This is a genomic window from Sphingomonas sp. DC5200-1, assembly GCF_049897245.1.
Lineage (GTDB): Bacteria > Pseudomonadota > Alphaproteobacteria > Sphingomonadales > Sphingomonadaceae > Sphingomonas > Sphingomonas aquatilis.
The window spans coordinates 132656-146177 of sequence record NZ_JAFCVW010000002.1 but is presented as its reverse complement, the minus strand read 5'-3'; the positions used below and the strand labels follow the sequence as shown (position 1 = coordinate 146177).

General features: G+C 68.4%; 13 protein-coding genes and 1 pseudogene. 8 read left to right on the top strand and 6 right to left on the bottom strand.

Features of this window, described 5'->3' with window-relative positions; all coding sequences use genetic code 11:
- Together ACP7A3_RS04015 and ACP7A3_RS04010 are read right to left on the bottom strand one after the other, a co-directional pair.
- Entirely contained in the window at positions 1–1704 is a 1704-nt protein-coding gene (locus tag ACP7A3_RS04015; RefSeq protein WP_426255254.1) for a diguanylate cyclase domain-containing protein, read from the bottom strand.
- 72 nt (positions 1705–1776) lie between these two features.
- Positions 1777–3546: a fatty acyl-AMP ligase gene (locus tag ACP7A3_RS04010; protein WP_426255255.1), complete on the bottom strand. Its 1770-nt coding sequence runs from the start codon at positions 3544–3546 to the stop codon at positions 1777–1779.
- 98 nt (positions 3547–3644) lie between these two features.
- On the opposite strand from ACP7A3_RS04010, the gene ACP7A3_RS04005 reads away from it, so the two are divergent.
- The 5 genes and pseudogenes from ACP7A3_RS04005 to ACP7A3_RS03985 form a co-directional block, all read left to right on the top strand.
- Positions 3645–4208 carry a regulatory protein RecX gene (locus ACP7A3_RS04005; protein WP_426255256.1) on the top strand — a complete coding sequence of 188 codons (564 nt, stop codon included), beginning with the start codon at positions 3645–3647 and terminating at the stop codon, positions 4206–4208.
- Between the two features lie 85 nt (positions 4209–4293).
- A complete protein-coding gene (locus tag ACP7A3_RS04000) occupies positions 4294–4953 on the top strand; it encodes a cold-shock protein (RefSeq protein WP_426255257.1) in 660 nt (219 codons plus the stop codon).
- A gap of 3 nt (positions 4954–4956) precedes the next feature.
- Positions 4957–5457, top strand: coding sequence for a DUF192 domain-containing protein (locus ACP7A3_RS03995; protein ID WP_426255258.1), 501 nt, complete (start codon positions 4957–4959; stop codon positions 5455–5457).
- A 112-nt stretch (positions 5458–5569) separates the two neighbouring features.
- Positions 5570–5965, top strand: a complete 396-nt coding sequence (locus tag ACP7A3_RS03990) for an NADH:ubiquinone oxidoreductase subunit NDUFA12 (protein WP_043060321.1) — start codon at positions 5570–5572, stop codon at positions 5963–5965.
- Positions 5966–6174: 209 nt separating this feature from the next.
- Positions 6175–6408: pseudogene (locus ACP7A3_RS03985) on the top strand (DUF2155 domain-containing protein); the annotation flags it as partial.
- Positions 6409–6443: 35 nt separating this feature from the next.
- Here ACP7A3_RS03985 and aat read toward each other — a convergent pair.
- A complete protein-coding gene (gene aat, locus ACP7A3_RS03980; RefSeq protein WP_017979599.1) occupies positions 6444–7187 on the bottom strand; it encodes a leucyl/phenylalanyl-tRNA--protein transferase in 744 nt (247 codons plus the stop codon).
- Between the two features lie 111 nt (positions 7188–7298).
- Complete coding sequence (locus ACP7A3_RS03975) at positions 7299–8009, bottom strand: ParA family protein (protein WP_426255259.1); 711 nt, start codon at positions 8007–8009, stop codon at positions 7299–7301.
- Positions 8010–8195: 186 nt separating this feature from the next.
- Here ACP7A3_RS03975 and ACP7A3_RS03970 point away from each other — a divergent pair, with 186 nt between their 5' ends.
- Positions 8196–9194 carry an alpha/beta hydrolase gene (locus ACP7A3_RS03970; protein ID WP_426255260.1) on the top strand — a complete coding sequence of 333 codons (999 nt, stop codon included), beginning with the start codon at positions 8196–8198 and terminating at the stop codon, positions 9192–9194.
- Between the two features lie 22 nt (positions 9195–9216).
- Here the strand turns inward: ACP7A3_RS03970 and ACP7A3_RS03965 are convergent, their stop codons facing one another.
- Both ACP7A3_RS03965 and ACP7A3_RS03960 read right to left on the bottom strand, forming a co-directional pair.
- A complete protein-coding gene (locus tag ACP7A3_RS03965; protein ID WP_426255261.1) occupies positions 9217–11316 on the bottom strand; it encodes a TonB-dependent siderophore receptor in 2100 nt (699 codons plus the stop codon).
- Positions 11317–11483: 167 nt separating this feature from the next.
- On the bottom strand, positions 11484–11870 hold the full coding sequence (locus tag ACP7A3_RS03960; protein ID WP_017979595.1) for a hypothetical protein: 387 nt from the start codon (positions 11868–11870) through the stop codon (positions 11484–11486).
- A gap of 141 nt (positions 11871–12011) precedes the next feature.
- On the opposite strand from ACP7A3_RS03960, the gene ACP7A3_RS03955 reads away from it, so the two are divergent.
- Together ACP7A3_RS03955 and ACP7A3_RS03950 are read left to right on the top strand one after the other, a co-directional pair.
- Positions 12012–12980 carry a cysteine synthase A gene (locus tag ACP7A3_RS03955; protein WP_294283692.1) on the top strand — a complete coding sequence of 323 codons (969 nt, stop codon included), beginning with the start codon at positions 12012–12014 and terminating at the stop codon, positions 12978–12980.
- A 206-nt stretch (positions 12981–13186) separates the two neighbouring features.
- Positions 13187–13456 (top strand): hypothetical protein, encoded by a 270-nt coding sequence (locus tag ACP7A3_RS03950; RefSeq protein WP_286165109.1) that lies wholly within the window; start codon positions 13187–13189, stop codon positions 13454–13456.
- Positions 13457–13522 lie beyond the last annotated feature (66 nt).

Genomic DNA, 13522 nt, shown 5'->3' with positions numbered 1-13522 from the left:
TCAGGCGGCCGCCGAGGCGTTCCAGCTGCGCGCGACGAGCGCACGGGCGTCCTCGACGCTGAGCGGCCGGCTGAAGAAGAAGCCCTGTACCTTGGTGCAGCCCAGTTCCTGCACCAGCCGGTGCTCCTCCTCGGTCTCGACGCCCTCTGCTGTCGTCGCCATGCCCAGGCTCTGGCCCGCATCCTTGGCGCGATAGAGGGCAAGGTCGGCGGAGCGGATCAACATTTCCGCCGTCCGCCCGTCGCGCGGACCGATCGCGAGGCCCACCGACGCGCCGATGTAGAGTGTGTGCGCGTCGATCTCATAGGGCTGCGACAGCGTGTCGATGATGCGGCGGGCGAGCGCCTCGACCGCGTCGATCCGCGTCGCGTCGCGCACGACGACCGCGAATTCGTCACCCCCCAGCCGCCCGCAGACGGTAGAGGCGTCCATCAATTGCGCGAGCCGTGCCGACACGCGGGCCAGCAGCCGGTCGCCGATCGGATGGCCGAGCGTATCGTTGACCGCCTTGAACCGGTCGAGGTCGATCATCATGAAGCTGCAGCGTTGGCCGTTGCGCTCCGCCTCCGCCATCGCCTGGGCCAGCGTCTCGTTGATCATCAGGCGGTTGGGCAGGCCGGTCAGCGTGTCGAAGCGCGCCATTCGGGCGATGCGATCGGCGCTCATACATTGTTCGGTGACGTCGGACCCGACGCCGCGGAAACCGCAGAAGCTGCCCTTTTCGTCGAATCGCGGGCTGGCCGAGACCTGCCACCAGCGCTGCTCGCCATTCACTTCCACCGGGATGCGCAGGTCGCGGAAGCTTTCGCGCGCCTTCATCTTGGCGGCGAGCTCGCGCAATGCGTCGGAAAAGTGGCCCGTGTCCCATGCCGGCCCGGCAAGGACGCGCAGGAAGGACTGGCCGTTGATCGCGATCGGATCGAGGCCGCAGGCATAGGCGAAACGCGGCGAGGCCTTGACGATCTGCTTGCCCGCGTCGGTTTCCCACAGCCAGTCGGCGGCGGTCTCTTCGAATTCGCGCAGCAGCAGGCTGACGGTGTCGTTCCGTTCGGCGAGCGCGATCTGGACCGCGCGGATCACCACCAGCGCGCGCGCGCGATGGAGGCAGATGACGATCAGCATGACGGTGAACAGCGCCGTCGCCGCGGCGCCGGTCGGGCTGCCGTCCAACGCGATGCTCAGCGACAAGGCGGCGCCCAATCCGCCCAAAAAGGCGATCGTCGCCAGCGCGAGCGGTGCCATCGCCATCGCGCCCGCGGTCATCAGCAGCGCGAGGATCATCCAGAGGGCGTAGGTGCCGTGCGAGCCGGGATCGACGCGGAAGGCGAAGACGGGAACCGCCCAGACGACGGCGAGCGCTACCCCCTCCCACAGCGTGGTGCGGACGTCGCGGGCGCTGGCATAGCCACCGTCGCGGTGATGGGTGCTCAGGCGGCGGATCGCCACGGCGACCGCCACGATCCCGACCAGCGCGGCCCAGCCGATCAGATACGTCAGGGGCTCGTTACCCGCGAACAGGGGAACGACCAGGGCCGCGCCGATCAGATTCGCCGCGAGCAGGAACAGCGCCAGATGGCGCCCCGCATCGAGCTGTTTGGATCGGATCCGCGCCCATTGCGCGGCATCGGCGCCGTCGGTCAGGCCCAGCAATTGGGCGAATCCGATCGTTTCGGAATCGAGGGTTTGGAGCGGCGCGACTGTCACGCCTGAGACGGTAAGGTGTTGAACGTTTACGGATGGTTAGGGCGGCGCCGGTTCGCCGCCCTGACCACCGAATTATGCGGCCATCGGATAGGGTTTGATGTCGCCGCTGAGGTAGAGGTTGCGCGCCTTGGCCCGGCTGAGCTTGCCCGAGCTGGTGCGCGGCAGCGTGCGTGGCGGGATCAGTTCGATCACGCAGTTCATGCCGGTGACCGACCGGACGCGCTCGCGGATTTCATCGCGCAGGCGCAGCCGCTCGGCATCGTCGCTGCTGCGGCACTGGACGAGGACGGCGGGGGTCTCCTCACCGCCGGGCGTCGTGATCGCGAAGGCGGCGATGTCGCCCGACTTGAAGCCCGGGAGCTGCTCGACCGCCCACTCGATGTCCTGCGGCCAGTGGTTCTTGCCGTTGACGATGATCATGTCCTTGGCGCGGCCGACGATATAGATGTAGCCGTCCGACATATAGGCCATGTCACCGGTATCGAGCCAACCGTCGACCATGCAGGCGTCGGTCGCCTCCTGATCCCGGAAATAGCCGACCATGACGCTGGGGCCCTTGCACCACAATTTGCCGATCGCACCGTCGGGCAGGGGCGTGCCGTCCTCTTCCCGGATCTCGACCGTCATGTCGCGCACCGGCTTGCCGCAATTGACGATGGCACGGAAGCGCTGCGGGCGGGGGCCGTCATTGGCGGCGAGCGAATCGCCCCCGCCCGACAGCTGCGTCTCCTCGACCAGCTCGACGCGGATGCCTTCGCCCGGCGGCATCAGCGACACGGCCAGCGTCGCCTCGGCAAGGCCGTAGCTGGGCAGGAAGGCGCTCGCCTTGAAGCCCGCATCGGCGAAGGCATCGACGAACGCCTGCATCACGTCGGGGCGGATCATGTCGGCGCCATTGCCCGCAACCCGCCACCGCGACAGGTCGAACCGCTCGGCGGCCTTCGTCTGCGACGACATGCGGCGCGCGCAGATGTCGTAGCCGAAGGTCGGCGAATAGGACAAAGCGGTGCCGTCGTGGCGCGAGATCATGTCGAGCCAAGCGAGCGGGCGCCGCGCAAAATCCTCGGTCTTCAGATAGTCGGTCGATACCTGGTTGGCGATCGGCGAGAGGAAGCAGCCGACGAGGCCCATGTCGTGATACCAGGGCAGCCAGCTGATGCAGCGGTCGGTGCCGTCGATCTGCATGCCGTGGCTATGCGCGGCGAGGTTGTTGAGCAGCGCATGGTGCGTGATCGCGACGCCGTGCGGGAAGCGCGTCGAGCCGCTGGAATATTGCAGGTACGCGATCTGCTCGCCATTCGCCTGCGGCAGCGCGGCTTCCGGCGCCGCGCGGGTCGCGAATTCGGACCAGTCGATGCCGTCCGTGCCCGCCAGCTTAGCGGCCTCTGCTGCCATCGCGCTGAGTTCGGGCGGGAAGATCAGCATCTTGGGGTCACAGCTCGCCAGCTGGACGCGCAACTGCTCGATATACGAATCGCGGCCGCCGAAGCTGGTCGGCAGCGGCAGCGGCACTGGCCAAGCGCCGGCATAGATGGTGCCGAAGAACAAAGCGGCGAATTCCGGCCCGGTTTCGGCGACCAGCGCGATGCGATCTTCGGGCTGCACGCCCGCCGCGATCAGGCGATAGGCGGCGGCGATCGCGTCGCTGCGCAGCTCGGCGAAGGGATAGGGGCGCGCCAGCGTGCCGCGCGCGTCGTGGAAATTCAGCCCGCGCACGCCGGTGGCGGCATAGTCCAGCGCCTCGCCCAAGGTGGCGAAATCGGCGAAGCGGCGCGGCAGCGCGTCGAGCGTCGGGGTAGGGGCCGGTCGGGGAGTCGGCGAAGCCGCAGACTGATCGGTCATCGAAATTCCTGTTCACGCGCCGCTATCATGCGGCTGTCATATCCTGGCGCTTTAACGCGCGATCAACGTTCTCATTCCGTTGCCACTGTGGCAACAACATGGCCATGCCCGCCGAACGTCGCCCCCCGCGTCCCCTGGACGCCGCCGCGCTCGACCGACTGGCGCTGCGCTACGTCGAACGGTTTGCGACGACGCAGGGGAAACTGGCAGATTATCTGCGGCGCAAGGTGCGCGAAAGGGGCTGGGAGGGCGAGCCCGCCGATCCGGCAGCGATCGCCCAGCGCATGGCGGCGCTGGGCTATGTCGACGACCGCCTCTACGCCGAGAGCAAGGCGGCAGCGCTCGCGCGGCGCGGGCTGGGCGCGCGACGGGTCGGCGCGGCGCTGCGCCAGGCGCATGTCGCGGACGTGGCGGACGATCTGGCGCCCGACATTGCCGCGCGGGCGCTGACCGCGGCGCTCACCTTCGCACGGCGACGGCGCGTCGGACCGTTCGGGCCGGACGTCACGGACCGCGCGATCCGCGACCGGCAACTAGCCGCGATGCTGCGCGCCGGCCATCCGCTTGATCTGTCCCGACGCATACTGGCGGCGCGCGACCTGTCCGATCTGGGGCTCGAATCGGACGATGAGGCTGCGGTTGAAGCCTTTTTCTTGCCCTGAGCGGCCTAAAAACCCGCAAAGGCTTTCGTTTCATAATTGCGGCTGCGACGAACCGTGCTAGCGTGTCGGCGACAGGGGTGCAGTAATGCGTGGCGAGCCGCAACGGGAGTGCGACGAGCGAGACGACGGGCAGATGCCCGGCGACCGCGAACGCGCGTTCGGGCGACCGGTGGAATCCGGGGATACGATCGACGCCGTCGCGCCGGACGCGACGACCCGCGGGGCCGTCGCAGACGACGGCCCCATCGCGATTGGCGGCGTCGTCAAATGGTTCGACGCGACGCGCGGCTTCGGCTTCGCGGTGGCGGACGATCCGGCCTATGGCGACGTGCTGATCCATTTTTCGGTGTTGCAGCCGCACGGCCGGCGCAGCCTGCCCGAAGGGGCGCGGGTGGAGACACTGTCGGTGCAGCGCGGCCGCGGCTATCAGGCGCGCGAAGTGATCGGCATCGACCTGACCAACGCGATCGAGGATGCGCCCCGTCCGCCGCGCAATCCCGATCGCGTCGATCCGCTCAGCCTGATCGATGCGGCCGGCGCGTTCGAAGGCGCGGTGGTGAAATGGTTCAACCGGCTGAAGGGCTATGGTTTCCTGGTCCGCGATGCGGATGGGGCGGACGTGTTTGTGCATATGGAAACGCTGCGTCGTGCGGGGCTGGCGGTGGTTGAGCCCGGCCAGCGGTTGCGCGCGCGGATCGTCGCGGGCAACAAGGGGCCTCTGGCGGTCAGCGTCGAAGAGGATTGAGCGATGATCGGAACGAAGGCGCTGGTGGCGATCGTCGCGGCGCTGGGGCTGGGCGCGACCGGGGTCGCGGTGCAGACCGGTGTCTTCTCGCACGATACGGCGGCGAAGGATGCGGCCAAGACGCTGTTGCCGATCACGATCACCAGCGCCAACGGCACGCATAATTTTACGGTGGAACGCGCGGTGACGCCCGCTGAGCAGGAACGCGGGCTGATGTACCGCACCGACCTGAAGCCCGATGGCGGCATGCTGTTCTGGCCCTATCCGCCCGAGGGCGGTGGTCCGCGTCAGGCGAGCTTCTGGATGAAGAACACGCCGACGCCGCTCGACATCCTGTTCATCCGCGCCGACGGCACGATCGCGACGATCGCCGAAAATACGGTGCCCTTCTCCGAAACACCCGTCCTGTCGCGCGAGCCGGTGGCGGCGGTGCTGGAACTGGTCGGCGGCCGCTCGGCGGACCTTGGCATCGCGGAAGGCGACAAGGTGACCTGGGCCAAGTGAGGGGGCGGCCCGACCACCGACGCTCTTCGCGCGGATTCTCGTCACGGCCGTCATCCCCGATCGCGATCCCCTGTTGAAGGGCGCAGCGGACACGGGTAAGCGCTGAGCCACTATGGGCATCAACCTCAATCCCTTCACCTGGTGGACCGGCGCGTCGTGGGGCACGATGCTCTATGGCCTGCGCGGCATGGCGCAGATGGGCACCGACCAGCTCGGCAACGTCTATTACGAAGGCGGCAAGGACGGCAGTGGCCGCAAGCGGCGCTGGGTGATCTACGAGGGTGCGAACGATGCCAGCCGGGTGCCGCCCGAATGGTTCAGCTGGCTGCACCATCACATCGACGACGTGCCCGATCGCGCGCTGCCGCCGGTGCGTGCGTGGCAGAAGCCGCCGATCCCCAACATGACCGGCACGCCGCTCGCCTATCGCCCCTCGGGCTCGTTGGAGAAGGGCGGCAAGCGCGCCGCCGCGACCGGCGATTACGAGGCGTGGACGCCCGAAGGGTGAGCCCACGGATCGGCCGCTGGCTGGCCGCCGGCGTCCTGCTGGTCGCGCTCGCGGTGGCCGGCGTCTTCGGCTATCGCGCCTGGCATGGCAGTAATGGGCCGGCGAACCGGACGGTCGCGACGCAGGACCTGCCCGCCGATCCCGCCAAGGGCGATGGGATCGAGACGATCGCCGCCTCCGATACGACGCTGCCCACCGGCGGTACGCCGATGGCCGAACGGGTCGCCGTCGTCGGCCTGCTCAACAAGCGCAACGGCGTCAGCCGCGACCTGACGCTGAAGCCGGGGCAGGCGGTGCGCGTCGGCGATGCGATCGTGCGCCTGCGTGCCTGCGAGAAGACCGCGCCGTGGGAGCAGGATCCGCTGACCGGCGCCTTCGTACAGCTCGACGTGCGCGGCACCGACCGGCACTGGCGCCGCGCCTTTTCCGGCTGGTTGTTCAAGGAACGGCCGGCGCTGAACGTCGTCCAGCACCCCGTCTATGACGTGTGGACCAAGAGCTGCACGATGTCCTGGCCGGAAACCGGCCCCGACACGGTATCGGCGGCGAGTGGCGGCGCGGCGCGCTCCAGCGCGAAGAAATCGGGCGGTGCGGACGCCGATGCGAGCGAGGGCGACGATGCGGCGCCCGCCGACGAGCCGGTCGCCCCGTCGAGCGCGCCGGCCAGCAACGCGCAATAATCGCTCCGGTCGATCTCCACCGCGCCCAAGGAGGCGAGGTGGGGCGTCTGGAACTGGCAGTCGAGCAAGGTGAACCCGCCGGCCTTCAGACGCGCGACGAGCCAGGCGAGCGCGACCTTCGACGCATCGGTCCGGCGGCTGACCATCGATTCGCCGAAAAAGGCCCGGCCCAGCGCCAGGCCATACAGGCCGCCGACCAGATCGTCGCCGTCCCAGCATTCGATCGAATGCGCATAGCCCATGCGGTGCAGCGTCACGAACACCTGCTCGATGCCGCTGTTGATCCAGGTTTCCGGGCGATCGTCGGCGCTTTCTGCGCACAGCTGGATCATTCGCTCGAAGGCGGTGTCGGCGGTGACGCGAAAGCGGTCACGCGCGATCGTTTTGCGCAGCGACGCGGAGAGGTGGAAGCCATCGATCGGCAGGATCGCACGGGTGCGCGGTTCGACCCAATAGACGCTGTCGGCGTCGCGGTGATCCGCCATCGGGAAGACGCCCATGGCATAGGCGCCGAGCACGAGTTTCGGGTCGAGCGTCTCCATCGCCAATGAAGGTGGCGGTGCACGGGGGCGATGGCAAGGTGGCCCGCTCCGGCCGGGACGACGGGCAAGCTCGCACGATTTAGATGCGGATAACCCGCATCGCGCGTCGGATCAGCGCGCCACCCGCTTTTCGATCGCGCGCCACAGGCCGGCGAAGGCGGTCGCGGCGGCGCTGCGCGGCGCATAGGTGGCGACGGGCGCGCGATGATCCGCCATCGCCTCGACCGCGCTCGCCATCGGGATCGCAGGCCAGTCGGGCTGCGCGGTGAGCGCGGCGGCGTGCAGGCGGCGGCGGCGGTCGACCATCATGTGGACGGGCAGAACCGGCACCTTGCCGCCCAGATGGCGCACCACTTCCTCTGCGGCGCGTTGCGCGAGGGCGGAGGGGATGATCGGCATGACGATCAGGTCGGCGGCGCGGATCACCTGTTCGCTGGTTTCGGTGAGCCCCGGCGGACAATCGAGCAGCACGTGATCGTAACTGCCGAGGTCGGCGACCAGCTTGTCGAGCCGCCTTTTCTTACCGAGATCGTGCAGGAGCACGTCGAGGTCACGCAATGATGCGTCGGCCGGGATCAGGTCGAGCTTCGCGATCTCGGTCGGCCGGGCGTGGCGCGCGACCTTCGTATCCTTGGTGAACAACGCGCGCGCCTGATCGCCCGCGGGATCGCGACCCAGCACCCAGCTGCTCGCCGCCTGGGGATCGAGGTCCCACAAGGCGGTGCGCCGCTTCGACAGGGTGGCGGCGCAATAGGCCAGATTGACGGCCAGCGTGGTTTTGCCGACGCCGCCCTTCGAACTGTAGATCGCGATCGTTGCCATGGGCGGGGATCGTACCGTTCTGGACCCGATCGGGCAATGCGCGATCCGCGCCATGAGGGAAACTGGGGGGCTGGCCCGAGCAAAGGTGCTTTGTCGGGCGCGATGTCGCCCGATACGGGCCGGACGTAAGGCGCGGCGGCATCGGGCGATGATGCGCTGCGCCACCATCCGGATCGGGAGTTCGATATGCTGCGCCGTGCCGTCCTTGGGTCTGCGATCCTGCTTGCCGCGTCGCTTGCATCGTCGACAGGTGGGCGGGCAACCGGGCCGGCGCGTGAAAGCGTGCCGATCGTTTCCCGACCCGGCGTTTGGCAGGCGCCGGCGGGTGGACGGCAGGAGCTGCTATGGGCGGCCACCGTCCCGCTCGCCAAGCCGGACAGCGGCAATGCGCCGGAGGAAACCGGCAACGGTTCGGCGATCGTCGGCGGGCGGATGTGGCATTGGGCGGGATCGATCACGCGGCCGACGATGACGGTGTTCCGGCCGCAGGGGCGCAACACGGGCACGGCCATGCTGGTGCTGCCGGGCGGCGGCTTTACCGTCGTCGCGATGGACCTGGAGGGGACCGAAATCTGCGATTGGGCGGTGCGGCAGGGGATCACCTGCGCGGTGCTGAAATACCGGGTGCCGCAAGCATGGCCCGTGGTGAACGGGCGGCAGCAGCGGCCCAAGGTGCTGCTGGGGCTGGAGGATGCGCAGCGCGCGATGGGGCTGCTGCGCGTGCGGGCGGCGCGCTATGGCATCGATCCGCATCGCATTGGCGTCATCGGCTTTTCGGCCGGCGCCTATCTGGCCGCGGCGATGAGCAACACCGAGGCGCGAACCTATCCCATCGCCGATGCCGCCGATCGCCAATCGCCGCGCCCCGACTTTGCGGTGATCGCCTATACCGCGCGCATGCTCGACGACAGCAAGGGCCGCAACAGCCTGGAATTGCAGCCATGGGTGACGATCAGCCCCAAGGCGCCGCCGACCTTCATCCTGCACGCGATGAACGATTCCACCGACCCGATCCGCCAGCCCATGGCCTATGCCCTGGCGCTGACCGACGCGGGCGTGCCGGTCGACATGCGCCTGTACGCCAAAGGCGGCCACGCCTTCGGGATGCGTCCGACCGGCGACCCGGTGACGCGCGAATGGCCGGGGGCGCTCCAGCAGTGGCTGCGCGATATCGGGATGCTGTGACCGGTCCGGCCGCGGATCGGTCCTAGAACCGGCTTGCCAGCGTCACGCGCACGTTCCGCGGCGCACCGGGAACGGTCCACACGTTCGCATACGAACTGGCGATATAATAAGTGTCGAACAGGTTATCGACGTCCGCGCGCACACTGACTCGCGGCGTGACGGCATAGCTCAGCGTCGCCCGCGCGATCGTATAGGCGGGCAGGCGATAGCTGGTGCCGAACGGATCGCCGGCGCGCGTGCCCACGTACGTGATCCCACCACCCACGCCCAGGCGGCCGACCGTCTTCAGCGCGAACAGGCTGCCCGCATGGCGCGGCACGTTCGACAGCGGCTTGCCGATCAGCGTGCGGTCCTGATCGTTGCGGATCGTCGCGTCGACATAGGTATAGGCGGCGGTGACGTAGAGATCGTCGGGGCGGGAATAGGTGAGTTCCGCCTCCGCGCCGCGCGACCGCTGGCGACCGATTTGGCTCTTCACGAACGGATCGACCAAATTGGGGTTGAGGACGTTGCGCTTTTCCATGTCGAACACGGCGGCGGTGCCGGTCAGGCGGCGCTGCAACAGGCTGACCTTGACCCCCGCCTCTGTCGAATGGCTGCGTTCGGCATCGAAGGTCGCCGTGCCGTCGGACGGGTTGAGCCGCAGCGAATCGCCCCGGCTGGCGTAGAGCGATACGCCCTCCCGGACTTGCAACGATACGGCCGCGCGCGGCGTGACGCCGGCATCGCGCGTGTCGAGTTCGCGGATGGTCAGGCGGTTGAAGACGTCCTCGCGAAAGCTGTTCCATCGCGCGCCGAGCAGCACGGTGACGGGACCGCGCCGGATCACGTCCTGCGCATAGAGGCTTTCGCTGCGAAACGATGCGGTGCGGCTGAGCGAAGCGGGCGGGGTCGGCAGCGGCTGACCGTAGACGGGGGCGAACAGATCGATGAGCAGGATCGGCCGCGTCGTCGTGCCGCGTGCGCGATCCAGCCGGAAGTCGAGCGCGTGCCGTACGCTGTCGATGCCGACGCGCAGGTCGTGCTCCAGCCCCAGCAGGCGAAGCCGCCCCGTCAGTTCGGCACGCAACGACAGATCGTTCCACGCAAAGTCGTGATAGCGGCGGTCGCGCCCGGCGGTGCGTCTGTCGCTTTGCAGACCGCGCGCGCCGAAATCGACCATCGTGCCGAAGCCGTGTAGCGACCCGTCGCGCTGGCTGCCGCCCAGCTCCAGGCCGATGCCCGATCCCAGATCGGCGAACAGGCTGGCCTGTTGCCACAGGATACGCTGCGTGATGCGGCCGTCCGCCGGCTCGCCGAGAAAGGTGGCGCGATCCATCGCGCGGGCGTTGCCGCCAATGCCGACCACGCCGCGATCGAGCACCGACCGGTTGCGCATATATTCGGCCTGATACAGCAGGCGCAGCCCCGGCGCGGGCGTCCAGGCGATCGAGGGCGCGATCAGGCGGCGCGATCCGCCGACATGGTCGCGGAAGCTGTCATGGTCTTCCACGACCCCGATCAGGCGGACGGACAGGCCATCGGCGATCGGGCCGCCGACGTCGCCCGTAACGCGCCGCTGGTCCCAGCTGCCGACCATCGCGCTGGCCGCGGCATGCGCATGATCGAGCGGCGCCTTGGTGACGATGTTGATCGATCCGCCCGGCTCGCCGCGGCCGGACAAAGCGGCGCTCGCGCCCTTCATCACCTCGACGCGCTCGATCGTCGCGCTGTCGACCGGGGGATTATAGCCCAGGTTGCTGCCGAAGCGGTTGATCAGGATGTCGGGCCCGGTGTTCTCGTCCCCCGCAAAGCCGCGGATCGCATATTTGTCCCACAGGCCGCCGAAATCGTTCTGGCGGGTGACGCCCCCCGCATAATCCAGCGCATCCTGCAGCCGCGTGGCATTGAGCGGCGTCAGGTCGTCCTCGTCCAGCACGCGCACCGACTGCGGATAGCGGAGCAGCGGCGTGTGGCTGCCGGTGATGCTGGCGCTGGCCGAGCGCGCGGTGACGATGATGTCGGCCTGGGTCTCGGGCGAGGGCGTATCGCCGCCGGTGGTCTGCGCCATCGCCGGCGCCGCAAGCCCGAAGGCGATGGCAAGAACGGACACGGCGACGCGCCGGTCGTGTGCAAGGATCACGCAGCAAATTCCTGGAATCGGCCGGACAGTTCCGGTCTCGACGGCCAGCTACTGAATTTGCGGATCGTTCGCAATAGCAATGTGGGAAGGGTGGCCGTGCGCCGCGCATAAGAAAAGGGCCGGCGGATCGCTCCGCCGGCCCTTGTGAAAAGTCGGTCCGTCGTGGCTTACGACTTGCAGGTCTGCGAGGCCTTGCCCGGCTGCGACACGGTGATGTTCGACGCATTGCCGGTCAGCTTCCAGCCGCCCTCGGCGGTCAGCGGCTCGCCGGCCTTTTCGGCGGTCAGGCGGGTCGGCGTGCCGGTCTGCGACGTCTTGACGAGGGCGAGCTTGTCACCGTCGAACAGCGTCACGTACAGCAGGCTGTTGTCCTTGCAGCGGAAGGTCTTTTCCGCCTTGATCGCGGGCGGCAGTTCCACCGGCGCGCGGTTGGCGAGCTGGTTGGCCATCGGATCCGGATTCGAATCCAGCACGTCCGGCTGCGCGGGCTTGGAGTTGCAGGCGGCCAGCGCGAGAAGCGCGGCGGTGGCGGCGAACAGGGGGAGGCTCTTCATAGCGAGGGCACGCTTTGCGCATGCGAAGGGGGAGCGTCAAGGCGATCCGTCGGATTTGGTCGTTCGGTTGATCGTGCGGCTTTGCGCTTCCCAAGTGCAGCTTTGCTTGTCGCAGGCCCGGCCACGCGCCATCTAGCGGGCATGCATACGACCCCAGACACGCTTGCCCTGATCGGCAACACGCCCCTCGTCCGGCTGAAGGGGCCGAGCGAGGCGAGCGGCTGCGACATCTTCGGCAAATGCGAATTCGCCAATCCCGGCGCGAGCGTGAAAGATCGCGCGGCGCTGGGCATCGTCGAGGATGCGGAGGCGCGTGGCGTGCTGCATCCCGGCGGGACTATCGTCGAAGGCACGGCGGGCAATACCGGCATCGGTCTGGCGCTCGTCGCCAACGCCAAGGGCTATCGCACGATCATCGTGATGCCCGAAACGCAAAGCCGCGAGAAGATGGACACGCTGCGCGCGCTGGGGGCCGAGCTGGTGCTGGTGCCGGCGGCGCCCTATTCCAGTCCCTGCCACTTCGTCCACACCAGCCGCCGCATCGCGGAGGAACGCGACAATGCGATCTGGGCGAACCAGTTCGACAATGTCGCCAACCGCCGCGCGCATATCGTCGGGACGGCGGAGGAGATCTGGCAGCAGATGGACGGGCGGATCGACGGCTTCACCTGCGCGGCGGGCACCGGCGGCACGATCGCGGGCGTCGGCCTGGGGCTGAAGGCGAAGGACGAGCGCGTCTGCATCGCGCTGAGCGATCCGCATGGCGCGGCGCTGTACGACTATTACGCGCACGGCGAGTTGCGCAGCGAGGGATCGTCGGTCGCCGAAGGGATCGGGCAGGGGCGGATCACCGCCAATCTGGAGGGCGCGCCGATCGACACGCAGTTCCGCATCTCCGACCAGGAGGGCTATCACTGGGTTCGCCGCCTGCTCGACGAGGAAGGGCTGTGCCTGGGCCTGTCGTCCGGCATCAACGTTGCGGGCGCGGTGCGGCTGGCGAAGCAATTGGGGCCGGGCAAAAGGATCGCGACGATCCTGTGCGACACGGGCTTCCGCTATCTCTCGACGCTGCACGATCCGGCTTGGCGGGCGGAGAAGGGGCTGGCGTAACACTACTCCCCCGTCACCCCGGACATGTTCCGGGGTCCACCCATCCGCACGGGGGCGGCCTGCGCCTCGAGCCACTCCCCTCGCCGCGGAGTGGACCCCGGAACGAGTCCGGGGTGACGGGAGAATGGGCGGAAACCGCCCCCGACTCGCCGGGTAATCGACAAGCGCCCGACAAAGCGGTACAGCCGCACGACAAGATGAGAGCCGTGCGAGACACTCACCAGACGATGCAACGGATCAAGGTCGGCGTGATCGGCCTTGTCGCTGTCGTCATGCTCATCGCGATCGCCACCGCGATTCTGGGGTCGGCAACGCGCGAAAAGCCCATTGCCACCGCCGGATCCGCCCAGGCCGACGTCGTCGCGAATATCGCCATGACCAATGCCGGCGCCGCAGCCGCGGCCGATGCCTCGGGCGAACCATTGGCCGAACTCGGCGTCGCGCCGGCCACGGGCAACGCGCAAGCCGCACGATGATCCATTTTCGGGGAAAACCGGGGACGGCGCCCCGCGCCGGCGGAATCGCACGCCCGCACCCGCGGT

Bases quoted from the DNA above. Each gene is read 5' to 3' on its own strand.
- ACP7A3_RS04010 (WP_426255255.1), bottom strand. From the start codon at position 3,546: ATGACCGATCAGTCTGCGGCTTCGCCGACTCCCCGACCGGCCCCTACC.
- ACP7A3_RS04005 (WP_426255256.1), top strand. From the start codon at position 3,645: ATGGCCATGCCCGCCGAACGTCGCCCCCCGCGTCCCCTGGACGCCGCC.
- ACP7A3_RS04000 (WP_426255257.1), top strand. From the start codon at position 4,294: ATGCGTGGCGAGCCGCAACGGGAGTGCGACGAGCGAGACGACGGGCAG.
- ACP7A3_RS03995 (WP_426255258.1), top strand. From the start codon at position 4,957: ATGATCGGAACGAAGGCGCTGGTGGCGATCGTCGCGGCGCTGGGGCTG.
- ACP7A3_RS03990 (WP_043060321.1), top strand. From the start codon at position 5,570: ATGGGCATCAACCTCAATCCCTTCACCTGGTGGACCGGCGCGTCGTGG.
- aat (WP_017979599.1), bottom strand. From the start codon at position 7,187: ATGGAGACGCTCGACCCGAAACTCGTGCTCGGCGCCTATGCCATGGGC.
- ACP7A3_RS03975 (WP_426255259.1), bottom strand. From the start codon at position 8,009: ATGGCAACGATCGCGATCTACAGTTCGAAGGGCGGCGTCGGCAAAACC.
- ACP7A3_RS03970 (WP_426255260.1), top strand. From the start codon at position 8,196: ATGCTGCGCCGTGCCGTCCTTGGGTCTGCGATCCTGCTTGCCGCGTCG.
- ACP7A3_RS03960 (WP_017979595.1), bottom strand. From the start codon at position 11,870: ATGAAGAGCCTCCCCCTGTTCGCCGCCACCGCCGCGCTTCTCGCGCTG.
- ACP7A3_RS03955 (WP_294283692.1), top strand. From the start codon at position 12,012: ATGCATACGACCCCAGACACGCTTGCCCTGATCGGCAACACGCCCCTC.